Source organism: Streptomyces sp. XH2, assembly GCF_049725035.1.
Lineage (GTDB): Bacteria > Actinomycetota > Actinomycetes > Streptomycetales > Streptomycetaceae > Streptomyces > Streptomyces roseoverticillatus.
Map to the genome: position 1 here is coordinate 426,630 of NZ_JBMMMZ010000004.1, position 26,390 is coordinate 453,019.

The 26,390-nt window shown below is 73.5% G+C and carries 24 protein-coding genes and 1 pseudogene; 14 read left to right on the forward strand and 11 right to left on the reverse strand.

The features are described 5' to 3' along the window. Positions 1-49: 49 nt before the first annotated feature. Positions 50-1,486: a lipase maturation factor family protein gene (locus ACOTKD_RS11350; RefSeq protein ID WP_424888760.1), complete on the forward strand. Its 1,437-nt coding sequence runs from the start codon at positions 50-52 to the stop codon at positions 1,484-1,486. Between the two features lie 85 nt (positions 1,487-1,571). Here ACOTKD_RS11350 and ACOTKD_RS11355 read toward each other — a convergent pair whose 3' ends face one another. Further along, a complete protein-coding gene (locus ACOTKD_RS11355; protein ID WP_424888761.1) occupies positions 1,572-3,041 on the reverse strand; it encodes an FAD-dependent oxidoreductase in 1,470 nt (489 codons plus the stop codon). A 142-nt stretch (positions 3,042-3,183) separates the two neighbouring features. Here ACOTKD_RS11355 and ACOTKD_RS11360 point away from each other — a divergent pair, with 142 nt between their 5' ends. Both ACOTKD_RS11360 and ligD (ACOTKD_RS11365) read left to right on the forward strand, forming a co-directional pair. Then, positions 3,184-4,200: a PHP domain-containing protein gene (locus ACOTKD_RS11360; RefSeq protein ID WP_424888810.1), complete on the forward strand. Its 1,017-nt coding sequence runs from the start codon at positions 3,184-3,186 to the stop codon at positions 4,198-4,200. Positions 4,201-4,210: 10 nt separating this feature from the next. After that, complete coding sequence (gene ligD, locus ACOTKD_RS11365) at positions 4,211-5,185, forward strand: non-homologous end-joining DNA ligase (RefSeq protein ID WP_424888762.1); 975 nt, start codon at positions 4,211-4,213, stop codon at positions 5,183-5,185. 23 nt (positions 5,186-5,208) lie between these two features. On the opposite strand, the gene ligD (ACOTKD_RS11370) is transcribed toward ligD (ACOTKD_RS11365), so the two are convergent. Beyond that, positions 5,209-6,114 carry a non-homologous end-joining DNA ligase gene (gene ligD / locus ACOTKD_RS11370; protein WP_424888763.1) on the reverse strand — a complete coding sequence of 302 codons (906 nt, stop codon included), beginning with the start codon at positions 6,112-6,114 and terminating at the stop codon, positions 5,209-5,211. A gap of 41 nt (positions 6,115-6,155) precedes the next feature. Here ligD (ACOTKD_RS11370) and ACOTKD_RS11375 point away from each other — a divergent pair, with 41 nt between their 5' ends. After that, positions 6,156-7,157 (forward strand): Ku protein, encoded by a 1,002-nt coding sequence (locus ACOTKD_RS11375; protein ID WP_424888764.1) that lies wholly within the window; start codon positions 6,156-6,158, stop codon positions 7,155-7,157. Between the two features lie 46 nt (positions 7,158-7,203). Here ACOTKD_RS11375 and ACOTKD_RS11380 read toward each other — a convergent pair whose 3' ends face one another. Beyond that, positions 7,204-9,918: an ATP-binding protein gene (locus ACOTKD_RS11380; RefSeq protein ID WP_424888765.1), complete on the reverse strand. Its 2,715-nt coding sequence runs from the start codon at positions 9,916-9,918 to the stop codon at positions 7,204-7,206. A 447-nt stretch (positions 9,919-10,365) separates the two neighbouring features. On the opposite strand from ACOTKD_RS11380, the gene ACOTKD_RS11385 reads away from it, so the two are divergent. The 5 genes from ACOTKD_RS11385 to ACOTKD_RS11405 are packed head-to-tail and all read left to right on the forward strand — an operon-like array spanning position 10,366 to position 14,718. Beyond that, positions 10,366-11,877: an ATP-binding protein gene (locus ACOTKD_RS11385; protein ID WP_424888766.1), complete on the forward strand. Its 1,512-nt coding sequence runs from the start codon at positions 10,366-10,368 to the stop codon at positions 11,875-11,877. A 25-nt stretch (positions 11,878-11,902) separates the two neighbouring features. Beyond that, positions 11,903-12,289 carry a roadblock/LC7 domain-containing protein gene (locus tag ACOTKD_RS11390; protein ID WP_206329087.1) on the forward strand — a complete coding sequence of 129 codons (387 nt, stop codon included), beginning with the start codon at positions 11,903-11,905 and terminating at the stop codon, positions 12,287-12,289. Continuing rightward, positions 12,286-12,651, forward strand: a complete 366-nt coding sequence (locus ACOTKD_RS11395; protein WP_030364421.1) for a DUF742 domain-containing protein — start codon at positions 12,286-12,288, stop codon at positions 12,649-12,651. Before ACOTKD_RS11390 ends, ACOTKD_RS11395 begins: the two co-directional genes overlap by 4 nt. Then, positions 12,632-13,270 carry a GTP-binding protein gene (locus ACOTKD_RS11400; RefSeq protein WP_424888767.1) on the forward strand — a complete coding sequence of 213 codons (639 nt, stop codon included), beginning with the start codon at positions 12,632-12,634 and terminating at the stop codon, positions 13,268-13,270. Before ACOTKD_RS11395 ends, ACOTKD_RS11400 begins: the two co-directional genes overlap by 20 nt. Beyond that, the gene (locus ACOTKD_RS11405) at positions 13,267-14,718 is read left to right on the forward strand and encodes a cytochrome P450 (protein ID WP_424888768.1); all 1,452 of its coding nucleotides are present in this window, start codon (positions 13,267-13,269) and stop codon (positions 14,716-14,718) included. Before ACOTKD_RS11400 ends, ACOTKD_RS11405 begins: the two co-directional genes overlap by 4 nt. A 260-nt stretch (positions 14,719-14,978) precedes the next feature. On the opposite strand, the pseudogene ACOTKD_RS11410 reads toward ACOTKD_RS11405, so the two are convergent. After that, a pseudogene (locus ACOTKD_RS11410) lies at positions 14,979-15,878 on the reverse strand (terpene synthase family protein); the annotation flags it as partial. A gap of 248 nt (positions 15,879-16,126) precedes the next feature. Here ACOTKD_RS11410 and lnt point away from each other — a divergent pair. After that, positions 16,127-17,695, forward strand: coding sequence for an apolipoprotein N-acyltransferase (lnt, locus tag ACOTKD_RS11415; protein ID WP_424888769.1), 1,569 nt, complete (start codon positions 16,127-16,129; stop codon positions 17,693-17,695). On the opposite strand, the gene ACOTKD_RS11420 is transcribed toward lnt, so the two are convergent. Together ACOTKD_RS11420 and ACOTKD_RS11425 are read right to left on the reverse strand one after the other, a co-directional pair. Beyond that, positions 17,667-18,572: a Gfo/Idh/MocA family protein gene (locus ACOTKD_RS11420; RefSeq protein WP_424888770.1), complete on the reverse strand. Its 906-nt coding sequence runs from the start codon at positions 18,570-18,572 to the stop codon at positions 17,667-17,669. The two genes, lnt and ACOTKD_RS11420, sit on opposite strands and share 29 nt — an antisense overlap. Further along, positions 18,569-19,780, reverse strand: a complete 1,212-nt coding sequence (locus ACOTKD_RS11425; RefSeq protein ID WP_424888771.1) for an FAD-dependent monooxygenase — start codon at positions 19,778-19,780, stop codon at positions 18,569-18,571. Before ACOTKD_RS11425 ends, ACOTKD_RS11420 begins: the two co-directional genes overlap by 4 nt. A 100-nt stretch (positions 19,781-19,880) precedes the next feature. On the opposite strand from ACOTKD_RS11425, the gene ACOTKD_RS11430 reads away from it, so the two are divergent. From ACOTKD_RS11430 to ACOTKD_RS11440, 3 genes are all read left to right on the forward strand, one after another. Continuing rightward, positions 19,881-20,570: a TetR/AcrR family transcriptional regulator gene (locus tag ACOTKD_RS11430; protein WP_424888772.1), complete on the forward strand. Its 690-nt coding sequence runs from the start codon at positions 19,881-19,883 to the stop codon at positions 20,568-20,570. A 5-nt stretch (positions 20,571-20,575) separates the two neighbouring features. After that, a complete protein-coding gene (locus ACOTKD_RS11435) occupies positions 20,576-21,085 on the forward strand; it encodes a DinB family protein (RefSeq protein ID WP_424888773.1) in 510 nt (169 codons plus the stop codon). Between the two features lie 105 nt (positions 21,086-21,190). After that, positions 21,191-21,856 carry a hypothetical protein gene (locus tag ACOTKD_RS11440; RefSeq protein WP_424888774.1) on the forward strand — a complete coding sequence of 222 codons (666 nt, stop codon included), beginning with the start codon at positions 21,191-21,193 and terminating at the stop codon, positions 21,854-21,856. Positions 21,857-21,946: 90 nt separating this feature from the next. Here ACOTKD_RS11440 and ACOTKD_RS11445 read toward each other — a convergent pair whose 3' ends face one another. The 5 genes from ACOTKD_RS11445 to ACOTKD_RS11465 all read right to left on the reverse strand — a co-directional run bounded on the left by ACOTKD_RS11445 (position 21,947) and on the right by ACOTKD_RS11465 (position 25,719). Continuing rightward, positions 21,947-22,645 (reverse strand): uracil-DNA glycosylase, encoded by a 699-nt coding sequence (locus ACOTKD_RS11445; protein ID WP_424888775.1) that lies wholly within the window; start codon positions 22,643-22,645, stop codon positions 21,947-21,949. A gap of 110 nt (positions 22,646-22,755) precedes the next feature. Beyond that, positions 22,756-23,532: an SDR family oxidoreductase gene (locus tag ACOTKD_RS11450; RefSeq protein ID WP_424888776.1), complete on the reverse strand. Its 777-nt coding sequence runs from the start codon at positions 23,530-23,532 to the stop codon at positions 22,756-22,758. Positions 23,533-23,546: 14 nt separating this feature from the next. Further along, positions 23,547-24,308: a 3-oxoacyl-ACP reductase FabG gene (gene fabG / locus ACOTKD_RS11455; RefSeq protein WP_424888777.1), complete on the reverse strand. Its 762-nt coding sequence runs from the start codon at positions 24,306-24,308 to the stop codon at positions 23,547-23,549. A 194-nt stretch (positions 24,309-24,502) separates the two neighbouring features. Next, positions 24,503-24,898, reverse strand: a complete 396-nt coding sequence (locus ACOTKD_RS11460; protein WP_106676505.1) for a DUF3037 domain-containing protein — start codon at positions 24,896-24,898, stop codon at positions 24,503-24,505. Next, complete coding sequence (locus ACOTKD_RS11465; protein ID WP_424888778.1) at positions 24,895-25,719, reverse strand: HipA family kinase; 825 nt, start codon at positions 25,717-25,719, stop codon at positions 24,895-24,897. The genes ACOTKD_RS11460 and ACOTKD_RS11465 overlap by 4 nt, the downstream gene beginning before the upstream one ends. A gap of 181 nt (positions 25,720-25,900) precedes the next feature. Between ACOTKD_RS11465 and ACOTKD_RS11470 the strand changes: the two genes are divergently transcribed. Continuing rightward, positions 25,901-26,386, forward strand: coding sequence for a Rieske (2Fe-2S) protein (locus tag ACOTKD_RS11470; protein ID WP_424888779.1), 486 nt, complete (start codon positions 25,901-25,903; stop codon positions 26,384-26,386). The last annotated feature ends 4 nt before the right edge of the window (positions 26,387-26,390 follow it).

The following is a 26,390-nucleotide window of genomic DNA, read 5'->3' on the forward strand; positions in this document are numbered from 1 at the left end:
GCCCGTTTCTTCGATGTGACTGTGCGCTCCGGGGTGGTACGGATACGCCATGGAGTGGTTCACGGTCCCGGGGTACTGGCTGAGCCGGCTGGTGGTGCAGCGCGGGCTCGCCGGGCTCTACCTGGTGGCCTTCCTGGCGGCGGCCCTCCAGTTCCGTGCGCTGATCGGCGAGCGCGGCATGCTGCCCGTACCGCGCTTCGTGCGCCACGTGCCCTTCGCCCGCGCCCCGGGGGTCTTCCAGCTGCACTACTCGGACCGGTTCTTCGCGGCCTGGGCGTGGACGGGCGCCGCGCTGGCCGCCGCGGTGGCGGCGGGGGCGGCGGACGCGGTGCCGCTGTGGGCTGCGATGGCGATGTGGGCCGCCCTCTGGGCGATGTACCTGTCGATCGTCAACGTGGGCCAGACCTGGTACGGCTTCGGCTGGGAGTCGCTGCTGCTGGAGGCCGGGTTCCTCGCGGTCTTCCTGGGCAACGCGGACACGGACCCGCCGGTCCTCGTGCTGTGGCTGATGCGCTGGCTGGTCTTCCGCGTCGAGTTCGGCGCGGGGCTGATCAAGATGCGCGGCGACCCCTGCTGGCGCGACCTGACCTGCCTGTACTACCACCACGAGACCCAGCCGATGCCGGGCCCGCTGAGCTGGTTCTTCCACCGCCTGCCCCGGCCGCTGCACCGGGTCGAGACGGGCGCCAACCACGTCGCCCAGCTCGTCGTGCCGCTCGCGCTGTTCACCCCGCAGCCCTTCGCGAGCCTGGCCGCCGCGGTGATCATCTGCACCCAGCTGTGGCTCGTGGCCTCCGGAAACTTCGCCTGGCTCAACTGGCTCACCATCGTCATGGCCTTCGCCGCGGTCGACGGCGACGGCATGGCGGACGTCCTGGGCCTCGCCCGGCACGCCCCGGCATCCGCTCCGCCGGGCTGGTACGAGGGCCTCGTCATCGCCGTGACCGCGCTCGTGGCCGTGCTGAGCTGGTGGCCGGTGCGCAACATGCTCTCGCGGCAGCAGCGGATGAACATGTCCTTCAACGCGTTCCACCTGGTCAACACGTACGGCGCCTTCGGCAGCATCAACCGCAGGCGCTACGAGGTGGTGGTCGAGGGCACCGACGAGGAGCGCATCGGGCCGGACACCGTGTGGAAGGAGTACGGCTTCAAGGGCAAGCCCGGCGATCCGCGCCGGCTGTCCCGCCAGTACGCCCCGTACCACCTGCGGCTCGACTGGATGATGTGGTTCGCCGGGATCTCCCCGGCGTACGCGGAACCGTGGTTCGGCCCGTTCGTGGAACGGCTGCTCACGGGCGACCCGGCCACGCTGCGCCTGCTGCGGCACAACCCCTTCCCCGCCGCACCGCCGACCCACGTCCGGGCGCGGCTCTACCTCTACCGCTTCACCACGTGGCAGGAACGGCGCGAGACGGGCGCCTGGTGGCACCGGACGCTGCGGGGGGAGTTCCTGCCGGCGGTGGCGCTCCGCTCCCGGGAGGCGTGACGACGAAGGAAAAGCCCGCCGCAACGGCGATCGGCCACCGCGGCGAGGGGCCGGCGGAATGCGCGGCCGGCGCGCCCCCCACGTGTCAGGAACCGCCCCGCGGGCCCAGCCCGCACACCGCCAGCTCCGCTGCCGTGATCGAGGGCTCCGTACGGACGCCGGCCCCCGGGCCCCGCAGCACCCCCAACACCACGGACGGGCTGACCAGGGCCGTCATCGGCGCGGACAGCGTCATCACGTCGTAGAGCGAGCGCAGGACGACCGGGTTGACCACGGCGGTGCGCATCAGGCGCTGGACGTACCCCCGCAGCAGCCGGGCCGCGGCCGGGGGGCGCTCGCCGATCGCGCCGGGGTAGTTGATGTCCTCGCCGGTGGCGAGGTCCCAGGGGCTGCTCGCGGAGCGGCCGACCGCGCGCTGGATGCGCCGGGCCAGACCGGGCGCGGCCACGCCGTGCCCGGCCAGGAGGCCGCGGATCGCGGTCGCGCTGTGGGCGGCCACGGACATGCCCTGGCCGTAGACGGGGTTGAAGGTGGCGACGGCGTCCCCCACCACGGCGAAGCCGTCCGGCCAGGCGGGCAGGCGCTCGAAGTAGCGGCGGCGGTTGACGGTGCTGCGGGTGAGGTGGACGTCGGTCAGCGGCTCCAGGCCCGCGATCAGGTCGGCGATCAGCGGGTGGCGCAGGCTGCGGACGAACGGCTCGAACTCCCCGGCCTCCCGGGACGGTTCGCCGCCGCGCGTGCCGCAGGCCGTGAGCAGCCAGCGGCCGCCCTCGACGGGCAGCATCGTCGCGCCCTGACCCGGCACGGCGCCGTGCGGGTCGGCCTGCACGCTGACGACGGGGAAGCGCTCGCTGCCCGGCGGCGCCCGGAAGATCCGGGTCACGTAGACCATGCCGGTGTCGACGGTCTCCTCGTGGGCGGGGTGCAGCCCGAGCTCGTTGAGGCGCCGCGCGGCCTGGGAGCCGCGCCCGGAGGCGTCGATCACCAGGTCCGCCTCCAGCGCCTCGGCGGAGTGGCCGCCGGCGGTGCGGACCTTCACGCCGGTGACCCGCTGCGCGTCGCCGAGGAGGGCGAGCGCGTCGGTCTCCTGGCGGAGCACGACCCCGGGCAGGGCCAGGACCTTCTCGCGGACGACGAGATCCAGCAGGTCGCGGGTGCAGGCCATCAGGAACTGCGTGCTGGGCCAGCGCGGATACCAGCCCTGCGGGCCGAACGCGACCAGCCCGGTCCCCAGCGGGACCCGGCGGGCGCCCGCGCCCACCCACCCCTCGATGGTGCCCGGCAGCAGGGACTCCACGGCCCGGGCGCCGCCCGACATCATCAGATGCGCGTGGCGCGCCTGCGGCAGGCCCTTGCGCGGCGCCGGCCCGTCCGGCAGCCGGTCCCGCTCCACGATCACGACCTCGCCGACGTGGCGGGCCGCCGCGGCCGCGGCCAGCAGGCCGGCCATGCCCGCACCGAGGACCACGACGCGGCCCGGTCTGCGGGAGGCACCAAAGGAGCCGGCGGAGGAGGCCTCGTGGGGTGCGGGAACGGCGGAGGAAGGGGCTCTCATGACTCGGACCCTCCCCAGCCCGCCCCGCACCTACTCACGGGTTCACCCGCGGGTGCGCCCCGCGGCATGCGCGCTTCCCGCGGAGCGCGCACCGTAGGACGAGAGGCGAGGAGGCGGTGGCGCGATGGACGGCGGCGGTGCGATCGACCCGGTGCGGGCGCTGGACCGGATCGCTTTCCTGCTGGAGCGCGCGGACGCGCCCACGTACCGCGTGAAGGCGTTCCGTACCGCCTCCGACGTGATCGCCGGCCTGCCGGAGGAGGAGCTGCGCAGGCGCGCGGCCGCCGGCACGCTGACCGCCGAGAAGGGCATCGGTCCCAAGACCGCGGCCGTCGTGGCCGAGGCCCTGGCCGGGCGCGTGCCCGGATACCTGGCCAAGCTGACGGAGGAGGCGCAGGAGCCGCTGGCCGAGGGCGGCGAGGCGCTGCGCGCCGCCCTGCGCGGCGACTGCCACATGCACTCCGACTGGTCCGACGGCGGCAGCCCCGTCGAGGCCATGGCCCGCGCCGCGCAGGGCCTCGGCCACGAGTGGGCGGTGCTCACCGACCACTCCCCCAGGCTGACGATCGCCCGCGGCCTGACGGCCGAGCGGCTGCGCGCCCAGCTCGGCGTCGTCGCCGAGGTCGACGAACGCCTCGGCGACGGCTTCCGGCTGCTGCGCGGCATCGAGTGCGACATCCTCGACGACGGCTCCCTCGACCAGGAGCCGGGGCTGCTCGGCGAGCTCGACGTCGTCGTCGCGTCGGTCCACTCGAAGCTGCGCATGGACGCGGACGCCATGACCCGCCGGCTGGTCGGGGCCGTCGCCAACCCCCTCGTGGACGTGCTCGGGCACTGCACCGGACGGCTCCTGGCCGGGCGGGGAAGGCCGGAGTCGGCGTTCGACGCGGCGATGGTCTTCGCCGCGTGCGCCCGCTTCGGCACCGCCGTGGAGATCAACTGCCGGCCGGAGCGGCTGGACCCGCCGCGCCGGCTGATCCGCGAGGCCCTCGACGCGGGCGTGCTGTTCTCCGTCGACAGCGACGCGCACGCCCCGGGCCAGCTCGACTGGCAGATCCACGGCTGCGCCCGGGCCGAGGAGTGCGGGGTGCCGGCCGAGCGGATCATCACGACGTGGACGGCCGCCGAGCTGCTGGACTGGGCGCGGGGCAAGGGGTAGGGGGCGGACGATGACCCCGACCGCCGAGAGCGCCCCGGCCGCGCCGCCCGCGATCCGGCCGATGCTGGCGACCCCCGGGCCGCTGCCAGCCGCGGGCGAGGACGCGGCCTGGGCGTTCGAGGTCAAGTGGGACGGCATCCGCCTGGTCGTGGGCGTCGGGGGCGACGGCACCGTACGGCCGGTCACCCGGGCCGGCAACGACGCCGGCGTCACCTACCCCGAACTGCGGGCCCTGGGCGGACACCTGCGCGGCCGGCCCGCGGTCCTCGACGGCGAGATCGTCGTCCTCGACGGCGAGGGGCGGCCGGACTTCGGTCTGCTGCAGCGCCGCATGGGCGTCACCGACGCGCGCCGCGCGGCCCGCCTCGCGGCGGAGTACCCCGTCCGCCTCATGCTCTTCGACGTCATGCACCTCGGCGGCCGGTCCCTGCTGGACCTGCCCTACGCCGAGCGGCGGGCCGTCCTGGAGGGGCTGGATCTCGCGGGCCCGGCCTGGTCGGTGCCCGCGTACGTGGCGGGCCACGCGCAGCAGGCCTGGGACGCCACGCTCGACGCCGGGTTCGAGGGCGTCGTGGCGAAGCGGCTCACCTCCCTCTACACCCCCGGCATCCGGTCCTCCGAATGGCGCAAGACCAAGCACGTCGTCACGATCGACGTGGTCATCGGGGGCTGGGCGGAGGGCCGCGGCGCGCTGTCCGGGCTGCCGGGCGCCGTGCTCGCGGGCGTGGAGGAGCCGGGCGGGCTGCGGTACGCGGGGTCCGTGGGGTCGGGGCTGTCGGAGCGCGAACGCCGGGACCTCGCCCGCTACCTGTCGGTGATCCCGCGTGCGGACCCTCCGTTCTCGGGGCCCGTCGACGTGCCGGGGGCGCACTGGGTGGAGCCCCGGCTCGTCGCCGAGGTCGTCTTCTCCGGCTGGACGTCCGCGGGCCGCCTCCGCCATCCCGTGTGGCACCGGCTGCGGCCCGACCTGACCCGGCTCGGCTGAGACGGGGGGGCGGGGGCGGGGCGTCACGGGAGGTGCGCGCGGGTGGCGTCGCCCGTGAGCGGGGCCAGCAGGTCCCCGTACTCCTCCGCCCGGTCCAGCACCTCCTCGGGGGTGAAGGAGAGATCGTCCGGGTCCCGGCACGCGGCGACCTCGTCCCAGGTGACGGGGGCGGCGACGCCGGGGGCGCCCTCCCGCAGCCGTACCGTGTACGGGGCGGCGGTGGTCTTGGCGCTCGCGTTCTGCGACCAGTCGATGAGCACCTTCCCCCGGCGCTCGATGCGCGCCATCGACACCACGACCAGTCCCGGGTGCTCGCCCATCATGCGGGCCGCCAGCTCCTTGGCGTAGCCGCCCGCCGCCCGCCCGGCCGCCGCGTGCACCGGTGCGTACAGGTGCAGGCCCTTGGAGCCGGAGACGACGGCGTGGGCGGTGAGGCCGTCGTCGTCGAGGAGCTGGCGCAGCCGCTGGGCGACCCGGCAGCAGACGACCAGATCGGTGCCGGGCCCGGGGTCCAGGTCCAGGACGAGCCGGTCGTGGCCGTCGGGGCCCGCGGTCGCCGTCCACTGCGGGACGTGCACCTCGTACGCGCCGAGGTTGGCCAGCGCGACCAGGGCGGCCGTGGTGTCGATCACGACCTGCTCGGTGACGCCCTCGCGGTGCTCCACGGGCACCAGACGCACCCATCCGGGCACCCCGCCGGGCGGGTTCTTCGCGATCCAGCTCTGCCCGCCGGGGCCCTCCGGGGCGCGGACGAACGAGGCGGGCCGGTCGGCCGTGTGCGCCACCATCACCGGGGCGATCCGCGCGTAGTACTGCAGCACCTGCGCCTTGGTGTGACCGGAAGCGGGGAACAGCACCCGGTCGAGGTGGGTCAGGGCCAGCCGGTGGCCCTCGATCTCCACCGCCTGCCGCTCGGAGGAGACGGACATAAGGTAGGAATTCCCCGTGGAGGGATAAAACTATGCGGACCATGTGGAAAGGTGCGATTGGCTTCGGACTGGTGTCCGTACCGGTGCGGCTCTACGCCGCCGTCCAGGAACACGGCCTCAGACTGCATCAGGTCCACGACAAGGACGGCGGCCGGATCCACCTCAAGCGCGTCTGCGAGGCCTGCGGCGAGCAGGTCGACTACGAGCACATCGCCAAGGGCTACCAGGACGACGAGGGGCACACCGCCGTCGTCACCCAGGACGAGCTGGCCGGCCTGCCGCTGCCCAGCAAGAAGCTCATCGACGTGCTCGCCTTCGTCGACTCCGACCGGATCGACCCCCTGCAGCTCTCCAGCGGCTACTACCTGGCGCCCGAGAGCGCGGCGGCCAACAAGCCCTACGTCCTGCTCCGCGAGACCCTCAAGCAGACCGAGCGCGTCGCCGTCACCAAGATCGCACTGCGCACCCGGGAGTCCCTGGCCCTGCTGCGCGTCCACGGCGACCTGCTCACCCTGCACACCATGTACTGGCCGGACGAGATCCGCGACGCGGGCGACCTGGCCCCGCCCTCCTCGGTCACGGTGCGGCCGCAGGAGCTGAAGATGGCCACGAGCCTGATGGACACCCTCTCCGAGGAGTTCGACCTGGAGGAGCAGGAGGACGAGTACGAGATCGCCCTCGGCGAGCTGATCAACGCCCATCTGTCCGACCGCCCCGTCCCCAAGAAGGAGACGGCACCCGCACCGGACAACGTCATCGACCTGATGGCCGCCCTCCAGGCCTCCATCGACAGCGCGGCGCGCAAGCCCGGAGAAAAGGCGGAACGACCGGGAAGAGGCACCAAGAAGGCGGCCGCGCCGGGGACATCGGCCCGCAGCACCGCGAAGAAGTCCGCAGCACCGCAGAAGCGCACGGCCGGCAAGAAGACGGCGGCAGCCTCCACCGCCTCCACGGGCAGGAAGACCACCGCCAAGAGCACCGCCGCCAAAACCGCCAAGAAGACGGCGGCGACCAAGAAGAGCGGCCGCCGCGCCGCCTCCTGAACGCGGCCCGGCGGGTTCGCGCCGGCCGGCGTGAACCCGTCCACGCTCACCGCACGGCGTCACCCGCCGGAGCGACGCCCTCGCAGACCGCCGAGGCGAGCGCCGCCCGGGCGGTCTCCACCAGTCCGTCCGCCGCACACTGCCTGGCCGTTTCCAGTCCTTCACGCAGCCGTTCGGCCCCCTCGGCCGGCTTCCCCGCCCGCAGCAGCGCCTCGCCGTGGGCGACCAGGCCCTCCGCCAGCTCGTACTTGCACGGCGAGCGGCGCAGGTGCACCACGGCCTTCTCCAGCTTCACCAGGGCCTCGTGCGGCTCGGCGACGAGGGCCGCCCGGCGCAGGGCGTCACCGATGGCGGTGTCCGTGCCGAACACGGCCGCGTGCCGTACCGCCTTGTCGGCGAGCGTACGAGCCCGCTCCGGATCCTCGTCGACCACGGCGACGGCGAGGTCGAGCGCCCACAGGGCCCAGATGGTGTTGTGCCGGCCGCGCTCCTCCATCTTGCGCCCGGCGGCCTCCAGCTCCGCGATCGCCTCCTTCTTGCGGCCCTGGGCGAGCAGCAGCCGCCCGGCCAGGGACGCGGCGTCGGGCAGCACGATGGCGGGGGTGTACGGCGGCCGGAAACCATTCTCCTCGGCGAAGGCCTGGGCCTCGTCGACCCGGCCGCGGGCCAGCAGGGTGTCGATCAGCAGGCACGCGCCGTCCCAGTGGATCGGCAGCCCGGGGCCGAGGCGCTTGCCCAGCCGCAGCCCCTCGCGCAGCATCGCCTCGGCCTCGTCCAGCTCGCCGCGGCGGCGGAAGACCAGGCCGAGGAAGTCGTGCGCGAAAGCACGGTGCGCACCGCTCCAGCCGGAGATCTCGAAGGCCGTCACGGCTTCGTTGAAGAGCTCTTCCGCCTGGTCGAGCCGGTCGGTGTAGGCGAAGGTGATGCCGATCATGCTGGGGACCTCGAAGCCCCACTCGGTGTTGGTCCAGCCCATGCCCTCCGCGAGCCGGCCGTCCACGAGGGCGCGGTCGACGTTCTCGACCACCCGCACGGCGTCCTCGCCGCGGATCATGCCGTCGAAGCCGCGCAGCGCGAGCAGGGTCCGCTCGTTGTTGTCCCGGCCGGAGAGGCGCTCGGCGAGCTCCGCGATGCGGCGCGAGCGGCCCAGGGAGTCCTGCTCCTCCACCTGGATGCCCTGCCACAGGTAGTGCGCGGCCTGCAGGCGCATCCGCCCGGGGCCGGGCGGGGTGCGCTCGGCCTGCTCCTTGACGACCGCGGCGGCCTCGCGCAGCTGGCTGTTGTGGGCGTAGGCCTGGGAGAGCCGGTAGGTGGCGTCGACCCGCAGCTCCTCGGTGAGGTGCGGCAGGGAGAGCGCCGCCTTGAGGTGGTTGACCGTGGTCGGCGGCGAGGTGAGCAGCGCGGAGCAGCCCAGCTCGTAGAGCACCCCGGCCCGCTCCTCCTCGGGCGGCGGCTCCTGCAGGGCGCGCTCCAGACAGCGGCGGGCCGCGTCCGGCGCACCGACCGCCAGGTGCTCGCGGGCGGCGATGCGCAGCTGCTCCACCAGCTCGGAGTCGTGGTCGGGGTGGACCTCCAGCAGGTGGCGCGAGGCCGCCGCGGCGCCCAGGCCGGCCTCGGTGACGGACCAGGCCGCCTGCCCGTGCATGGCGGTGCGGGTGGCGGGCGGGATCGAGGCGTAGATGGCGGTCGCGATCAGCGGGTGGACGAACTCGAGGTCGATGGCGCCGGCGAGGATACGGGCGTGCCGCAGCTTGTCCGCGCACTCGGCGGCCTGGGCCGGGCCCATGCCCGCGAGGTTGGCCGCCAGGGACGGCTGGATCTCGGTGCCGAGGACGGCCGCCGCCCAGGCGAAGCGGGTGACGGCGGTGCCGAGCCGCTCCAGGCGGGCCACCAGTCCGGGGCCGCGGGAGGCGGCGCCGAGGTCGCGCAGGAGCGGGGCCGACTCCTCCAGCGGCTTGAGGCCCCGGTCCTTCGCCTTGGCGATCAACTCGATGGTCTCGTAGGGGTTTCCGCCGGTGACGGCCCAGACCTCGCGGCAGAAGGGGGCGTCGGCCTGCTCCGGGAAGGCGTCGCGCACCATCCGGTTGACCGCTTCCGGCGTCAGGGCGCGCAGCTCCACGGGGCGGTTGCCGCGCGTGTCGACCAGGTCGCGGAAGACCGGTGCGGCGTCCGACAGTTCCTCGGGACGGTAGGAGATGACCGCGAGCAGGGGCGCCTCGCTCAGGCGCGTGGCGAAGTACCCGAGCCAGGTGAGGGACTCGGCGTCGGCCCAGTGCGCGTCGTCGATCATCACCACCAGGGGCTCCTGGCGGGAGGCGAGTTGGCTCACGAGCCAGTCGATGCCGTCGCGGACGCCCTGCGGGTCCTGCGGGCCGATCGGCGGCACGATGCCGAGCGCGGGGCCGGCGATCTCGTACCAGCCGGTGAGCAGCTTCCTGCGGTCGTCCTCGGAGAGCGGCGCCAGCACGGGCTGGAACAGCTGGCGGATGACGTGGAAGGGGACGGCCTGCGTGGACTCGCTGCCGCGTGCGAAGAGGACGGTACACCCGCCCTCCACCATGGCCTTCCTGCGGGTCTCGGCGAGCAACGCCGTTTTCCCCAGGCCCGCTTCGCCCCTGTAGAGCAGCAGGCCGCCGAGCCGGGGCCGCCCTTCGGACTCGTTCCCGCACAGCCTTTGCAGCGCTTCATCAGCGGCTTGCAGCTCGAGCTTCCGCTCGAACAGGGCGGCGGATGCGTTCTGTTCACGCTGATGCCCTGACATGGCGTTGTCTCCCCGGAAGATGTGGTGGGGCGAGCCTAGCCCCGTCCGTGAGGCCAGGGGCAGGGTTCGGCAGACGGACCACCCGGGAGCGTGACCTCGCCCCGGCCGCCTCCGGCGCCCTCGCGGGGCACAGGAGCAACACGGGAGACACGCCCCACTTGCGCCGAACATGCATTCACACGCTTCGTAAACCCATTCGGAATTCGAAGCGCGAGGCCATTATGAAGCCTTTCGAATTCCCGCGTCAGGCCGATCTGCGAATATGACAACTTCGCGCCGGAGCCCCGCGCGACCGGCTACGCTCCATGTCGCGCAGCGGGTTGTGGCGACTACTTCACGGTGCGCACAAGTGCTGCGCCCGCGCCGTTCCCCGCGGCAGACATCCGGGGAACGCCCCGCGCCGGGCCCCGAAGCAGTTACGCCTTCTTAAGAGTTCCGAGGATCCCGATGGTTGGTACCGGCTCGTCCGTTCAACGGCGGCCCGTCTCCGCTCTGATATGGCTGATCTCCCCCCTGGTCCTGGCCGTGTGCACGGGAACGGCGATCCTCGCCGCCGCCCCCGCCGCCCGCGTGCCCGTGGCCTGGTGCGGGGCGTCCGCCACGGTCGCGGTGGCGCTGGCCAGCTCCGAGGCCGCCCGGCGGGGGCGGGTCATCGCGGCCCTGCGCCGGCGCTGCACCGAGCAGGAGGCCGGCCTGCGGTACCAGCTCGACCAGCACGAGGCGGAGACCCGGCGGCTGGCCAAGGAGCTGCTGCCCCGGGCCATCCACCTGCTGCAGCGCGGCGCCCCCACCGAGGTCGTGCTCCGCCACACCCTTCCCGTCCACGACCTCGAACCCGGCTACGCGACCGCCCACCGGTCCGTGCTGAAGTCCGTCATCGAGGCCGTCCAGGCGGAGGAGGGGCTGCGCGACTCCGCGCAGCGCGCCTTCGTCAACATCGCCCGCCGCATGCAGGCCATCGTGCACCAACAGGCCTACGACATCCGGGAGATGGAGCACAAGCACGGCAACGACCCGGACGTCTTCGGCGACCTCCTCCACCTCGACCACGGCAACGCCCTGACCGGCCGCCTCGCCGACAGCATCGCCGTCCTGGGCGGCTCCCGCCCCGGCCGCCAGTGGAAGAACGAGATCCCGCTCTACAACGTGCTGCGCGGCGCCATGTCGCGGATCCTGGAGTACCGCCGCGTCGACCTCCACTCGGTGGCCGACGTCGCCGTGGTCGGGCCCGCCGTCGAGCCGGTCATCCACGCCCTGGCCGAGCTGCTGGACAACGCCACCCGCTACTCCCCCCCGCAGACCCGGGTGCACCTGACCGCCGTGGACATCCAGTCCGGCATCGCGGTCGAGATCGAGGACGCCGGCGTCGGCCTGACCGACGAGGCGCGCCGCCGCACCGACCGCGTCCTCTCCCGCGAGGGCGACCTCGACCTCGACGACCTGGGCGAGGCGCCGCGGCTCGGCCTCGCGGTGGTCAGCCGGCTCGCCCGTACGTACAACCTCCTGGTGTCGCTGCGGCCCTCCGCCTACGGCGGGGTCCGGGCCGTGCTCGTCATCCCCATGGACCTGATCACCGCCAGCAAGCACCCCGGCGGCGACATCGCCCGCGCGGCCAAGCTCCCGCCCATCAAGTCCAAGCGCCGCCCGGGCCAGAAGATCCCCCCGCCCGCTCCGCAGACCGCCCCGCCGATGATGGAGCACCCCATCCCGCCACCGCTCGGCGACAGCGGCCTGCCGCAGCGGCGGCGCCGCCGCGGGCCCGCGCCGCTCCCGTTCGGCCGGGGTGCGGCCGAACGGCGGGAGCGGCCGGCCCCGCCCGCCGCGCCGGCCGCTCCGGAAGAGGCCCCCAAGCAGCCGGGGATGTGGCTGGCCGCCTTCAACCGCGGCATCAACGGGGAATCCCTGGAGCCGGATCCCGGCCGGGCGAACAGTGATATCCCGTCGGACAAGGAAGAGTAGCCAAGTGACGCAGCCGCGGCTCAACATGGACTGGATGCTCAAGGACCTGGCAACCAGCGTTCCGCAGACCCGCCACGTGATCGTGCTGTCCTCGGACGGCCTGCGCATGGCTCAGCACGGCACCGACCCGGACGCGGCCGACCGCCTGGCCGCCGCCTGTGCCGGACTGCAGAGCCTCTCGACGGCGATCGCCGGCGAATTCCCGCACGGGGACGGGCAGATGCGCCTGGTCGTGATCGAGGTGGACGGCGGGTTCTTCTATCTGATGGCCGCCGGGGCCGGCGCCTTCCTGGCCGTGCTCGCCGACGACGATGTGGACGCCGAGCTGATGGGCATGCGGATGCGGGATCTGGTGGCCCGCATCGGTTCGCACCTCACCAGCCCGCCGCGGGTCGGCGGGTCGGTGACATGAGCACGGAGGGACCCGGCTCCCCGACGGCGCCCGGCAGCCCCGACCGGCTGTACATCCTCACCGGAGGCCAGGCCCGCGCGGAGCGGAAGACGGAGCTCGACCTGGTGACGCTGATCGTGTCCCGGTCGGAGGCCGACCCCGGGCTGCAGCCCGAGCACGCCGCCATCGTCAGGATGTGTGCCTACCCGCTCTCCGTCGCCGAGATATCGGCCTATCTGGAGCTCCCGGTCAGCACGCTGACCCTGCTGCTCACGGAGCTGGTGGCGGGTCGGCACGTGGAGGCCCGCCCGCCGGTCCCGGCGGCGGCACTTCCCGACGTACAACTTCTGGAGGCGGTGATGAATGGACTACAGAAGCTCTGACCCCCCGGGGTTGGAGACCTATGCGGGGCCGCGCAGCGAGGACGTGCTGCCGGCCTCGGCCACCGCGGCCGTCAAGGTGGTCATCGTCGGCGGGTTCGGGGTCGGCAAGACGACCCTGGTGGGCTCCGTCAGCGAGATCCGGCCGCTGACCACCGAGGAGACGATGACCCAGGCCGGCGTCGGCGTGGACGACGTCGCCGGGATCGAGCACAAGACCGAGACGACCGTGGCCATGGACTTCGGCCGGATCAGCATCAACGAGCAGCTGGTGCTGTACCTGTTCGGCACCCCCGGCCAGGAGCGCTTCTGGTTCCTGTGGAACGGCCTGTTCGAGGGTGCCCTCGGTGCGGTCGTCCTCCTCGACACCCGCCGCATGGACGTCAGCTACGACGTCATCGGGCGCCTGGAGGAGAAGGGAGTGCCGTTCGTCGTCGGCGTCAACCGCTTCCCCCAGGCCCCCAGGTACCCGATGGAACAGCTCCGCGCGGCCATGGACCTCGACGCCTCGGTGCCCATGGTCGACTGCGACGCCCGCGACCGCGCGTCCTGCCGCGACACCCTGCTCACGCTCATGCGCTACCTCTACACGCTCACGACCGCCTCCACGGAGCACCAGTGACCCTCCCTTCCGAACGTCCCCGCACCACCTCCCCGGCCGGGCCTCCCCCGCAGTGCCCGGCGCACGCAACCGGCCCCGGGGGCATCACCCGGCTCTTCGGCCCGGAGGCCGAGGCCGACCCGATGGGGCTGTACGAGCGGCTGCGCCAGAAGCACGGCCAGGTGGCGCCCGTCCTGCTGCACGACGACGTCCCGGCCTGGCTCGTCCTCGGCTACCGCGAGAACCTCGACGTGGCGCGCACCCCCTCGCGCTTCTCCCGCGACTCCCGGCGGTGGATCGAGGCGCGCGAGGGCCGCGTGGCCCCGACCCACCCGCTGGCGCCGATCACCACCTGGCAGCCGATCTGCGTCTTCGCCGACGGGCGGCAGCACGAGCGCTGGCGCGGTGCCGTCAACGACAGCATCGCCCGCTTCGACAAGCGCGGCATCCGCCGCCACGTCACGCAGTTCTCGAACCAGCTCGTCGACCGCTTCTGCGCCTCGGGCCGGGCCGATCTGGTGCACGAGTTCGCGGAGCAGCTGCCGATGATGGCGATGACGCAGCTGCTGGGCATGCCGGAGGCGTACAGCCCCCAGCTGGTCAACGCCGCCCGGGACATGATCAAGGGCACCGAGACGGCGATCGCGAGCAACGAGTTCGTCCAGGAGACGCTGCGCAAGCTGGTGGCGCGCAAGCGCGTCGAGCCGGGCGCCGACTTCACCAGCTGGCTGCTGGAGCACCCCGCCGGGCTGTCGGACGACGAGGTGCAGCAGCATCTGCGGCTGGTGCTGATCGCGGCCTTCGAGACCACGGCGAACCTGATCGCGAACACCCTGAAGATGGTGCTCACCGACCACCGTTTCCAGGCCTCGCTCGCCGGCGGGCACATGACGCTGCCGGACGCGGTCGAGCAGGTCCTGTGGGACGAGCCGCCGTTCATCACGATCCTGGGCCGCTGGGCGACGCAGGACACGGAGCTGGCGGGTCAGCAGATCAAGGAGGGGGACGCCCTGATCCTGGGGCTGGCCGCCGCCAACATGGACACGGTGATCCGCCCCGATCCCGACGTCCCCGTCCACGGCAACCGCTCGCACCTGGCGTTCAGCGGCGGTCAGCACGAGTGCCCGGGCCAGGACGTCGGCCGGGCGATCGCGGGCGAGGGCATCGACGCCCTGCTGCTGCGGCTGCCCGACCTCACCCTCGCGGTGAAGGAGACGGAGCTGGCGTACCGCTCCACGCTGATGTCCCGTCACCTGACCGGGCTTCCGGTCCGGTTCACGGCACGGGCGCCGCTGCCTCCGCAGGAGACGGTGGCGCCCGTGCCGGAGCCGCCCGCCCCGGCTCAGCCGGAGCGGGCCGAGCAGCCGGCCATCCCGGCGCCGCCGGTCCGTGCTGCCGGCGGTGCGGCGCCGTCCGGTTCGCGGCGCTCCTGGTGGGGGTCGCTGCGGCGGCTGCTGTGGCGCCGGTAGCGGCCGGTGTCGAGCTGATCCCACCACCAGGCGATGGCGGGGACCGGCAGCGGGTCCGGGCTGTCGTCCGACGGGGCCGGTTTCCACCAGTCCACGTCGGCGTTCCCGTAGGGGTCCCGGTAGCGGGCGCAGCCCGAGGCCCAGTCCAGGTGCCCGCGGACGAAGTGGCCCAGCGCCACGAGGTAGCAGCGCAGTTCCACCCCGGCCCGGGGCCAGATCTGCTCGCGCAAGCGCAGGAAGAGCGTCATGACGCGGTCGCGCATCGCCATGGCCTCTTCCTGGGCGCGGGCGGGCTCCCAGCCCCGCTCCTGGGCGAGGACGTCGATCAGGTTGAGGTTGTCTCCGGCACGCTGGATCTCCTTGTTCCGTGAGTAGAAGTCGTTGTCCCAGGCGACGAGCGTCCAGGTCATCTCGGTGAGGGCCCGGACCTCGGGCCGGTCCAGGTCGCGGTCGTCGAGTTCGTAGCCTCCGGCGATGTCCATCAGGGCGGTGGAGGGCGCCATGCCGATGGCGCGCATCCACATGGCGGCGTAGTCGTTCACGGACGGCAGGGCCCGGTCACGACGGCAGGCGGCCTCCCACACCAGGCCGGTCAGGTAGGTGCGCATGCCCTCGGTCCAGCGGCGCAGCTGGGCCGGTGTCGCGTGCGCGGCCAGCTCCAGGCGCACGGTGCGCAGCGCCGCGGCGTGGGGCGAGTCATCCGGCCACTCGGGCAGCGGTGCTTCCAGGACGCGCATGATGCGGGAGGTCGCGTGCGCCAGGCCGTGGGCGGTGGCGGTCGACTCGTCGCACAGGGCGTCGTCCAGGGAGAACAGCACGGCGTGGAGCTTGGCCACGGCGGTGAGCGGTCCGGGCTGGCCGTAGGGCATGGTCCGGGCCGTGAGGCCGCCGAAGTCGCACCGTGCGAGGCGCTGCCGCTGGTGGGCGGAGGTGTCGAGCCGCTGCTGGAGCATCCAGTCGACCGAGGCGCGGTCGATCTCCCGGACGCTCGGGTGCACCGCCGGCGGTATCGGACAGTAGAAGGGCACGATCTCCAAGGGCTGTACTGATATGCGATCTCGCACGCCCGTCACGGCGCCTCCCCAGGCCGGCTCGCAGCGTTCCTGTCCGCTTTTGCGCGGTACCTGCCCAGGGTGGACCGGGGATAACCCGCGGCGCATACCCGGTCACACCTTTCCAGCGCGGGATGCAAGGCTCACTTCGGATCGTTTCTGACTGGACCCGGCCAAAGGAGCTTTTCCGATGAGTGGCCACGGTGGAATATTGCACCTCGATGTCGGAGTTTTTTCCCCATGATCCTCCGGCGTTCGAAAACATAAGGGTTGGCCGGATCCCACTCATACGTTGCGCGGACGAATGATCGATGATCTACGGCGGCGGTGACCGTTCGGGCCCAGGGAGGCACGCCATGACGACGCGACCGACGGACGGTCCGTACGCCCGGTTGCTGACCCGGCCCTGGCCACGGGCGGCCGCGGCAGTGGCGGCGGGCGCGCTGCCCGCGCTCACGTTTCCCACGCCTTCGCTGTGGTGGCTGGCCTATGCGGCCCTCGTGCCCTGGCTGGCCCTGATCCGTACGGCGCCGGACGCGCGGCGCGCGGCGCTCGACGGCTGGCTCGGCGGTGGCGGATTCCTGCTCGCCGTCCACCACTGGCTGCTGCCGAGCCTGCACGTCTTCATCCTGGTGCTGGCCGCACTGCTGGGGCTGCTGTGGGCGCCGTGGGGCGTGCTGGTCCAGCGGCTGCTGGGGGGTTCACCGGGGCCCGCGCGGGCCGCCGTTGCCCTCCTCGCCGTCCCCTCCGGCTGGTTGATGGTCGAACTTGCTCGTTCATGGGAGTATCTGGGCGGTCCGTGGGGGCTGTTCGGGGCGAGCCAGTGGCAGGTGGAACCCGCCCTGAAGATCGCTTCTGTGGGCGGGATCTGGCTGGTTAGTTTCCTCCTCGTGGCCCTCAACACCGCGATTTCCACGGTCATTTGGGCCTCTCGCGCGCGTATCACCGGACTAGTCGGTCTGGTGGCGTGTGCAGCGGTCGTCGCCGGGGTGTGGATGCGGGCGCCTTCACCGCGCCCCGCGGGCACGGTCCGGATCGCCCTCGTACAGCCGGGAGTCGTCGACGGGGCGGGCAGCGTCCAGCGCCGGTTCGAGCGCGAGGAGGCGCTCACCCGGGGGCTGGCCGGGCAGCGGGTGGACCTCGTCGTGTGGGGCGAGAGCGGCGTCGGCGGCGACCTCACGGAGCACCCGGAGCTCCGGGACCGGCTCACGGCGCTGTCCCGCGCGGTGGGCGCGGACCTGCTGGTCAACGTGGACGCGCGCCGCTCGGACCGGCCCGGCATCTTCAAGAGCTCCGTGCTCGTCGGCCCCGGCGGGCCGACCGGGGACCGCTACGACAAGATGCGGCTCGTGCCGTTCGGGGAGTACGTGCCGGCGCGCTCGCTGCTGGGCTGGGCCACCTCCGTGGGCAAGGCGGCCGGTGAGGACCGCATGCGCGGGGACCGCCAGGTGGTGATGCGGCTGCCGGCGACTCCCTCCGCGCCGGAGGGCCTGCGGCTCGGCCCGCTGGTGTGCTTCGAGTCGGCCTTCCCCGACATGAGCCGGCAGCTGGCGCGCGACGGCGCCCAGGTGATCGTCGCGCAGTCCTCCACCTCGACGTTCCAGAACAGCTGGGCCCCGTGGCAGCACGCCTCGCTGGCCGCGCTGCGGGCCGCCGAGACCTGGCGGCCGGTGGTGCACTCGACGCTGACGGGGGTGGGCACGGTGGCGGACCCGCGGGGCCGGGCGGCCGGCCCGCCGCTCGGCACCGGCCGCAGCACGGCCGTCGTCCGTGACGTGCCGCTGGCCGGCGGCACCAGCCCCTACGTGCGGTACGGGGACTGGATCGTCCTGGTCTCCGTGGCGGTCGTGGCCGGCACGTGCGCCGCCGGGGGCTTCGCGGCCGTCCGGCGGCGGGTCAGGAAGCCTGGTCCAGGGCGTCCCTGACGACGCGTTCGCACAGCTCGTGGGTGCGCAGCGCGTCCTCGGCGTCGAGGTGCTTGCCCGCCCGTACGGCGTCGAGGAAGGCGAGGACGGCCTGCTCGATGCCGCGCTGGCGGGAGACGGGCACCCAGTCGCCGCGGCGGCGGACGCTGGGCTGCCCCTTGTGGTCGATGACCTCGGCGAGGTTGACCACCTGCCGCTTGGTGTCCTGCCCGGAGACCTCCAGGACCTCCTCGGCGGAGCCGCTCATCCGGTTCATGGTGCCGATGGCCGTGAAGCCGTCGCCGGAGAGCTGGAGCACGACGTGGTGCAGGAGGCCGTCGCGCACCCGGGCGCGGACGTCCACGTGGCCGATCGCCCCGGGGACGAGGAAGCGGAGGGTGTCGACGACGTGGATGAAGTCGTCGAGCACCAGCGTGCGCGGGTCCTCGGGGAGCCCGATGCGGTTCTTCTGCATCAGGATCAGGTCGCGCGGGTGGTCGAGGCACTGGGTGTAGGAGGGCGCGAAGCGGCGGTTGAAGCCGACGGCCAGGCTCACTCCCCGGTCCCGGGCGAGCCCGACGAGCCGCTCGCTCTCGGCGAGGTCGTAGGCCAGGGGCTTGTCGACGTAGACCGGGACGTCCGCTTCGAGGAGACGGGTGACGAGCTCGGGATGGGCCGCGGTCGCCGCGTGGACGAAGGCCGCGTCGAGGCCGGCCGCGAGCAGGGAGTCCAGCTCGGTGTGGCACTGCGCGTCCGGGATGCGGTGGATGCCGGCGACGCGCCGGACGGTGGCGGCGGTGCGGGTGTGGAGGTGGAGTTCGAGTCCGGGCTGTGCGGCGAGTACCGGAAGGTACGCCTTCTGTGCGATGTCCCCGAGCCCGATGCAGCCGACCTTCACAGCGCCTCCCTGGTACGTGCCTTCGTTTGGGAAGCATACGGGTGTACGGGAGGGCGCCAGTCCGCAATGCCGTCGTGGCTGCGGAGGACGACGCGGGGGCCGAAGAGGTTGGCCGCGCCGAGGGCGGCGGTGCGCAGGGCAACGGCCGGAGGGGCGGACAGGGAGACGAGCCGTCCGATCCGGGCGGAGCGGCGCACGACTTCCGTGGTCCGCGGGAGGCGCTGGGCGGTGTAGGCGGGCAGGGCGCGGTCGAGGTCGCCCGCCCCTCCGGCGAGGAGGAGGCCGAGGACGGCGCCGTCCTCGATGGCCTGGCAGCCGCCCTGGCCGAGGTTGGGGGTCATGGGGTGGGCGGCGTCGCCGAGCAGGACGACCCGTCCGCGGTGGTGGGCGGGCAGCGGGGTGGTGGCGTGGTGGACGTCGTTGCGCAGGACGGCGGCGGGGTCGGCGGCGGCGAGGATCGCGGGGACGGGGTGGTGCCAGCCGCCGTAGCGGCGGCGCAGCTCGTTGAGTTCGCCGTCGGGCGACCGGTCCCCGGCGGGGGCGTTGGCCTGGGCGTAGGCGTAGACGCGGCCGTCGTGCAGCGGGACCGTGCCCCAGATCATGCCGCGCCCCCAGGTCTCGTGGGCGGGGAAGGGCTCGGCGGGCCGGGGCACGACGACGCGCCAGACGGTGAACCCGGCGTAGACGGGTCCGGGGTGTTCGGGGAAGAGGAGGGCGCGGGTGGCCGAGTGGATGCCGTCGGCCGCCACGACGAGGTCGGCTTCGAGCTCTCCGCCGGGGGTGGTCACGCGGGCGGGGCGGCCCGGCCCGCCGGGGTCGGCGAGGACGGCGGGGCTGCCGGTGCGGACGGTGCCCTCGGGGAGGCAGGAGGTGAGGACGGCGACGAGGTCGGCGCGGTGGGCGACGATGACCGGGCCGCCGAAGCGCCGGGCCGCCGCCTCGTTGCTCGTACGGGAGAGCCAGCGGCCGCCGGGCAGGCGCAGCCCGCCGTCGGCCTGCCAGCCGGACAGGGCGCGGACGGCGTCGCCGGCGCCGAAGGTGTCGAGGGCGCGCAGGGCGTTGGCGGCGAGGGCGATGCCGGCGCCGACGGGTTCGAGTGCGGCGGCGCGGTCGAGGACGGTGACGGTCCAGCCCTGGTGGTGCAGGGCGGCAGCGGCGGTGAGGCCGCCGATTCCGCCGCCGATGACGACGGCGCGGGGTGCTGACATGCGGTTTCCCTCCCGGTCACTACGGGTGTAGTCATTCCAGGCTACTACGGCCGTAGTGATCGCGCACTACTTCTGTAGTGCAGGCGGTAGGTTGAGGATCATGCCCCTTGAGAAGCCTTCCCCGCCCCTTGAGAAGCCCTCCCCGGAGAAGACCTCCGCACCGGCCCTGCCGCCCCGCACCGCGCTCATCGCCGACACGGCCCTCGCCCTGATCGCCGAACGCGGCATGCGCGGGCTCACGCACCGGGCGGTGGACGAGGCGGCGGGGCTGCCGCCCGGCTCGACCTCCAACCACGCCCGCACCCGCCTCGCCCTGCTGGAACTGGCGGTGCGGCAGCTCGCCCGGCGCGATGCGGAGGTCGTCACCCCGGCGGAGTTCCCCGGCCCGGCGGAGGGGCTCGACGCGCTGGCGGACGCGATCGCGACCGTGCTGCACGGGCTCGTGGTCCGCCGGCGGGAGCACACCGTCGCGCGCTTCGAGCTGGCCCTGGAGGCCTCGCGGCGGCCGGAGCTGCGGGCGATCTACGACGCCGCGGGGCAGGGCTTCCGCGATCTGATGGCGGAGCTGATGGCGGCGGCCGGGTCCGCCGAGCCGCAACGGCACGCGCTGTCGCTCGGAGCGTGGTCCGACGGCGTGCTGTTCACCTGCACCGCGGGGCCGTACCACGACCGCGCGCCCGCCAGGGAAGAGCTGCGGGAGAGCGTCGGCGAGCTGCTGCGCGGCATGCTCGCGGGGAGCTCCGGGGGCGGGAAAACCCGTGGCCGGGACGGCGGCCGGACGGAAGGATGACCGCCATGACCACCATTGAACGCCGCATGCCCTCCACCATCTCCGACGAGCGCACAGCCCTGGAGGGCTGGCTCGACTTCCACCGCGCCACACTGGCCCAGAAGGTCGCGGGTCTGGACGAGGAGCAGCTGCGGGAAGCCTCGGTGCCCCCGTCGACGCTGAGCCTCATGGGCCTCGTCCGGCACATGGCCGAGGTCGAGCGCAGCTGGTTCCGCCGCTGCCTCGCCCGCGAGGACGCCGGGCCGATCTACTACAGCGACGAGGACCTGGACAGGGACATCAACGTCACCGCGGCGGACAGCTGGGAGGAGGCGTACGCCACCTGGCAGGCGGAGATCGCCGCCGCCCGGGACGCGGCGCGCGGCCGCTCGCTGGACGACCTCGGCTTCGCCGCGCATCGCAAGAAGGAGGTCGACCTCCGGTGGATCTACCTCCACATGATCGAGGAGTACGCGCGCCACAACGGCCACGCCGACCTCATCCGGGAGCGGATCGACGGCGCGACGGGGGCCTGAGCGGCGCCGCACGCCTGATCGCACATCACCCGTGCGGGGAGTTCCCAACGCTGACGGCCGCACAGCAGAGTTGAGCGAGTGCATCGACTGCCTGCAGTAACGGTCATGGCGGCGGTGGCGATGGCAGCGGCCGCCGGTTGTGTGTCCGTCTCCCAGCCGCCCGCCTCCCACTCCCCGCGCCGCCCACCGGGCCACTCCCGGCCGGGCGATCTCGCACCGGGCCCCGCCCGCGAGGATCTGATCACCATCGGCCCGGACGGCTCGGCCGCCCCGCCGGGGCCCGTGCAGGACCCGAGAGCCGCCACGGCCGGGGGCGCCTCGGGGCCCGGGAGTGCGATCGCCCCTTCCGGCGGCACCGGCTTCCGCGAGCGCCGGGACCCGGCGGATCCCTACGGCTCCGGCGACGCCCCGGGGCCTTCCGACGACGAAGCGGAACCGTCGCGCTCCTCCGGCTTCCCTCGGCTCTCGCACCCGCCCCGGAGGGCGGGCCGCTCCTGGGCCTCACCGGACCGGCCCGCATCCCCGGACCTCAGCCCGTCCTTCCCGCAGAGCGAAGTGCCCGCCCCGCCGCCGGAGCAGCACACCGCCGATTCCCCGCCCGCATCCGCATCCCGCCAGGAAGCGCCGCCGCCCGCACAAGCGCCGCCACCCGCGCCGGCGCCCGCCCCCCGGGCCGGCAACAACAACGTCTGCGCCATGGGCCGGCAGCACGGTCGCTGGCAGCAGGGCGGCGACGCCTCACGGATCTGCGACTCGGTGTACGGGCACTGACGGGCCCGCCACGGGGCGGCGGGCCCGGGGACGGACCGGGACCGGGGGCTCGGTGCCGCCGCCCACGCGCCCCGGCCCGCCGGGGCCCGGTCAGACGGCCGGCACGGCCGCCAGGTCCGGGATCCGCCAGTCGATCGGCTCGTGGCCCTGGGCGGCGACGGCCTCGTTGATCTGCGTGAACGGGCGGCTGCCGAAGAACTTCTTCGCCGACAGCGGCGAGGGGTGGGCGCCCTTGACGACCACGTGCCGGGACTCGTCGATCAGCGGCAGTTTCTTCTGCGCGTAGTTGCCCCAGAGCACGAAGACGGCCGGGTCGGGCCGGGACGCCACGGCGCGGATGACCGCGTCGGTGAACTTCTCCCAGCCCTTGCCCTTGTGGGAGTTGGGCTCCCCGCCGCGGACCGTCAGCACGGCGTTGAGCAGCAGGACGCCCTGCTCGGCCCACGGCTGGAGGTAGCCGTTGTCCGGGACGTCGTAGCCGAGCTCCTCGCGCATCTCCTTGTAGATGTTGCGCAGGGAGGGCGGGGTCTTCACGCCGGGCCGGACCGAGAAGCACAGGCCGTGGCCCTGGCCCGCGCCGTGGTACGGGTCCTGGCCGAGGATGAGGACCTTCACCCGCTCGTACGGCGTCGCCTCCAGGGCCGCGAAGACCTCCCCGCGCGGCGGGTACACCGGTGCCTTCGTGCGCTCCTCCTCCACGAAGTCGGTGAGCTCCTTGAAGTAGGGCTTGTCCAGCTCCTCGGCGAGGACACCGTGCCAGGACTGGGGCAGCACGTCGGTGACGGTCACGTCAACAACCTCCGGGGTTCGTTCCGTTCTCGCCCGAGAACTTACCGGTGACCACTGACAACGGCCGATCCGAGGGCCGCCCGGCCCCGGCCCCACGGGTGCGGGACCGCTCAGAACCCCGCGTTGAGGAAGATCCCGCCGTCCACGACGAGGGTCTGCCCGGTGATCCACGCGGCGGCGTCCGAGAGCAGGAAAGCGGCCGCTCCCCCGATGTCCTCGGGGACCCCGAGGCGGCCGAGCGGGTACGACGCCACGACCTCCTCCTCGCGTCCCTCGTAGAGGGCGGCGGCGAACTTGGTCTTGACGACGGCCGGCGCGATGGAGTTGACGCGCACCCCCGGGGCGAACTCGTGCGCGAGCTGCAGCGTGAGGTTGACCATCGCCGCCTTGCTCATGCCGTACGCCCCGACGAACGGGGAGGCGGAGATCCCGGCGACCGACGCGATGTTCACGATCGCCCCGCCGTTGTCCTTCTGCCAGGCCCGCCACGTCTGCTGGGCGAAGCCGAGGGCGGAGATCACGTTGGTCTCGAAGACCTTGCGGGCGACGCCCAGGTCGAGCTCGGCCATGGGGCCGAAGACGGGGTTCGTCCCGGCGTTGTTGACCAGGTAGTCGATGCGCCCGAACTCCTCCATGGCGTGCTCGACGGCGGAGGCCTGGTGGGCCTCGTCGTGGGCCTTGCCCGCGATGCCGATCGCCCGGCCGGCGCCGAGCGACTCGACGGCGTCCTTGAGGGTGTCCTCGTTGCGGCCGGTGATCACGACGCGGTCGCCGCGGGCGACGAGCGCCTGCGCGATGCCGTAGCCGATGCCGCGGCTGGCGCCGGTGACGAGGGCGACCCTGCCGGTGCCCGCCTGCTGCTCCTGCTGTTGCTGTGCTGCGGTCATCTCCGTGCTTCCTGTCAGTTGAGCGGTCCGCCGGCCACGTACAGGACCTGGCCCGAGACGAAGCCCGCCTGCTCGCCGGCGAAGAAGGCGACGGCGTTGGCGATGTCCTCGGGCTCGCCCACCCGCTGCACCGGGATCTGGGTCGCCGCGGCCGCCTTGAAGTCCTCGAAGCCCATGCCGAGGCGCTCCGCGGTGGCGGCCGTCATGTCGGTGGCGATGAACCCGGGGGCGACGGAGTTGGCCGTGATGCCGAACTTGCCGAGCTCCTTGGCGAGGGACTTCGTGAAGCCCTGCACGCCGGCCTTGGCCGCGGCGTAGTTGGCCTGGCCGCGGTTGCCGAGGGCGGAGCTGCTGGAGAGGTTGACGATGCGGCCGAAGCCCGCGTCCACCATGTGCTTCTGGCAGGCGCGCGACATCAGGAACGCGCCCCGCAGGTGCACGTTCATGACGGTGTCCCAGTCGCTCTCGTCCATCTTGAACAGCAGGTTGTCACGGGTCACGCCCGCGTTGTTGACGAGGATGAGCGGCGCGCCCAGCCCGGCGGCGATCCGGGTGACGGCGGCGTCCACCTGCGCGGCGTCGGTGACGTCGCAGCCGACGGCGAGAGCCCTGCCGCCCGCCGCCGTGATCCGCTCGACGGTGCCCGCGCAGGCCGCCTCGTCGAGGTCGAGGACGGCGACCGCGCAGCCCTCCTGCGCCAGGCGCACGGCGGTCGCGGCGCCGATGCCGCGGGCCGCGCCCGTGACGACGGCCACGCGCTGCTCGGGCTCAGGCATACGGGATCTCCTCACCTCGAAGGCGGCCCGCCCGCCCGGCCGCCGGCCGGACAGGTGAGCAACCGCTTAGTAGCTTCAGCGGATCAGACGCTAGAAGCCCCGCCACCCGCTGTCAACGCCTTCCCGCGCGCCACGTGCGCCACCGGCGCCGCAGGCCGGCACCCCCGGCCGGACGGTCCGGCCGGGGCGGCCGCTCAGCGCACCAGCAGGTCCAGCAGCCGCTCCGGCTCCGCCTCCGGATCGGCCGTCAGACCGGCGTGCACCGGGCCGGGCTGGACGACCGTGCTGCGGGGGGCGATCAGCCAGCGGAAGCGGCGGCCGGGATCGTCGCCGGCGGCCTGACCGGCCCGCTCCCCGCCGAGGCACACGCCTTCGACGGCGCACAGCGCGGCCCGCACGCCCGCCACGTCCGCGGTCGGGTCGAGGGCCAGCAGCCGCGCCTCGTCGAGGTGGACGCGGGCGGCCACGTACCCCTTCGCCTGGCAGTAGACGACGACCCCGGCGTTGATCTGCTCACCGCGCTCGACGCGGGGGACGACCCGCAGCAGTGCGTACTCGAAAACATCGCGTCCGTTGTGGCGCCCGGTCACTTCCCGGCCCTTCCGTCGAGCCTGACACGCACCCACTCCGGCGCCTGCGAGGGCTTGTCCTTGCTGCGTTCGCCGACCGTGATCCGGCCGCCGATGCTCCCCGCCCGCTCCAGCAGCACCTCGACGTAGCGGCGGCGCACCGCGTCGGGGCCGTCGAAGCCCGGCTCGTCCGCGAGCCACTCGTCGGGCACGTCGGCGGCGACCTCGGTGAGCAGGTCCTCGGTGACGCGCGGCGCGAGCTCGGCCGCGGCCGCGGCGAGGTCGGGGCCGAAGGTCGCGAGGACGTGGTCGGACGCGTCGTAGGGCTTGCCCGCGGCCGCGGCGGCGCCCGGCCAGTTGTGGTGCCAGATCATGGTCGCGCCGTGGTCGATGAGCCACAGCTCGCCGTGCCACACGAGCAGGTTCGGGTTGCGCCAGGAGCGGTCGACGTTGTTGATGAGCGCGTCGAACCAGACCACGCGGCCGGCCTCGGCCGCGGAGACCTCGAAGGCGAGCGGGTCGAAGCCGAGGGCGCCGGGCAGGAAGTCCATGGCGAGATTGAGCCCGCCGCTGGCCTTCAGCAGCCCCTGCACCTCCTGGTCCGGCTCGCCGCGGCCGATGACCGGGTCGAGCTGGATGCGGGCCAGGTCCGGCACGCGCAGGCCGAGCGCGCGGCCCAGCTGACCGCAGATGACCTCGGCGACCAGCGTCTTGCGGCCCTGGCCGGCACCGGTGAACTTCATGACGTACGTGCCCAGGTCGTCGGCTTCGACGATGCCGGGGAGCGAGCCGCCCTCACGCAAGGGCGTGACGTATCGGACGGCTGTGACTTCGGGGAGCATTGCCCCAGGCTACTGCGGGACTTCCGCGCGCCTTCGAACGCGGGTGGCCGTGGCTTTGCACACGGGTGGCCGTTTCCTTGGACGCGGACGGCCGTTGCTTTGAACGCGGGCGGTCCCCGCCCCGTACGACTCCCTGGACCGTCACGACCGGATCCGAACCCGTACGACCAGAGGAGCGCACATGAACCACGTGTCACGAGCCGCGTCCACCGCTTCCCCCGCCTCCCGGACCCCGCGCGGCTCGACCCGCCGCGGCGTCGTCGCGGCCGCCGGGGCCGCCGGCCTCGTCACCCTGCTCGCCGCGTGCGGCGGAGGGGACGACGGCGGGAGCGGCGGGGCGAAGGACGGCGGCAAGGCCGGAGGCGAGGACGGGGGCAAGGACGGGGAGCTCGCGAAGGCCGCGGACATCCCGGAGGGCGGCGGCAAGGTATTCCCCGACCGGAAGGTCGTGGTGACCCAGCCGGCGAAGGGCGAGTTCAAGGCCTTCTCCGCGGTCTGCACCCACCAGGGCTGCCTCGTCAAGGACGTCTCCGGCGGCACCATCAACTGTCCCTGCCACGGCAGCAGGTTCGGCATCGCGGACGGGAGCGTGCAGGGCGGCCCCGCGCAGCGACCGCTCCCCGGGCAGCAGGTCTCGGTCCACGGCGGGTCCTTGCATCTGGGGTGAACCC

Coding starts and splice junctions, on each gene's coding strand:
- ACOTKD_RS11350 (WP_424888760.1), top strand. CDS start 50: ATGGAGTGGTTCACGGTCCCGGGGTACTGGCTGAGCCGGCTGGTGGTG.
- ACOTKD_RS11355 (WP_424888761.1), bottom strand. CDS start 3,041: ATGAGAGCCCCTTCCTCCGCCGTTCCCGCACCCCACGAGGCCTCCTCC.
- ligD (WP_424888762.1), top strand. CDS start 4,211: ATGACCCCGACCGCCGAGAGCGCCCCGGCCGCGCCGCCCGCGATCCGG.
- ligD (WP_424888763.1), bottom strand. CDS start 6,114: ATGTCCGTCTCCTCCGAGCGGCAGGCGGTGGAGATCGAGGGCCACCGG.
- ACOTKD_RS11375 (WP_424888764.1), top strand. CDS start 6,156: ATGTGGAAAGGTGCGATTGGCTTCGGACTGGTGTCCGTACCGGTGCGG.
- ACOTKD_RS11380 (WP_424888765.1), bottom strand. CDS start 9,918: ATGTCAGGGCATCAGCGTGAACAGAACGCATCCGCCGCCCTGTTCGAG.
- ACOTKD_RS11385 (WP_424888766.1), top strand. CDS start 10,366: ATGGTTGGTACCGGCTCGTCCGTTCAACGGCGGCCCGTCTCCGCTCTG.
- ACOTKD_RS11390 (WP_206329087.1), top strand. CDS start 11,903: ATGGACTGGATGCTCAAGGACCTGGCAACCAGCGTTCCGCAGACCCGC.
- ACOTKD_RS11395 (WP_030364421.1), top strand. CDS start 12,286: ATGAGCACGGAGGGACCCGGCTCCCCGACGGCGCCCGGCAGCCCCGAC.
- ACOTKD_RS11400 (WP_424888767.1), top strand. CDS start 12,632: ATGGACTACAGAAGCTCTGACCCCCCGGGGTTGGAGACCTATGCGGGG.
- lnt (WP_424888769.1), top strand. CDS start 16,127: ATGACGACGCGACCGACGGACGGTCCGTACGCCCGGTTGCTGACCCGG.
- ACOTKD_RS11425 (WP_424888771.1), bottom strand. CDS start 19,780: ATGTCAGCACCCCGCGCCGTCGTCATCGGCGGCGGAATCGGCGGCCTC.
- ACOTKD_RS11430 (WP_424888772.1), top strand. CDS start 19,881: ATGCCCCTTGAGAAGCCTTCCCCGCCCCTTGAGAAGCCCTCCCCGGAG.
- ACOTKD_RS11435 (WP_424888773.1), top strand. CDS start 20,576: ATGACCACCATTGAACGCCGCATGCCCTCCACCATCTCCGACGAGCGC.
- ACOTKD_RS11440 (WP_424888774.1), top strand. CDS start 21,191: ATGGCGGCGGTGGCGATGGCAGCGGCCGCCGGTTGTGTGTCCGTCTCC.
- ACOTKD_RS11450 (WP_424888776.1), bottom strand. CDS start 23,532: ATGACCGCAGCACAGCAACAGCAGGAGCAGCAGGCGGGCACCGGCAGG.
- fabG (WP_424888777.1), bottom strand. CDS start 24,308: ATGCCTGAGCCCGAGCAGCGCGTGGCCGTCGTCACGGGCGCGGCCCGC.
- ACOTKD_RS11465 (WP_424888778.1), bottom strand. CDS start 25,719: ATGCTCCCCGAAGTCACAGCCGTCCGATACGTCACGCCCTTGCGTGAG.
- ACOTKD_RS11470 (WP_424888779.1), top strand. CDS start 25,901: ATGAACCACGTGTCACGAGCCGCGTCCACCGCTTCCCCCGCCTCCCGG.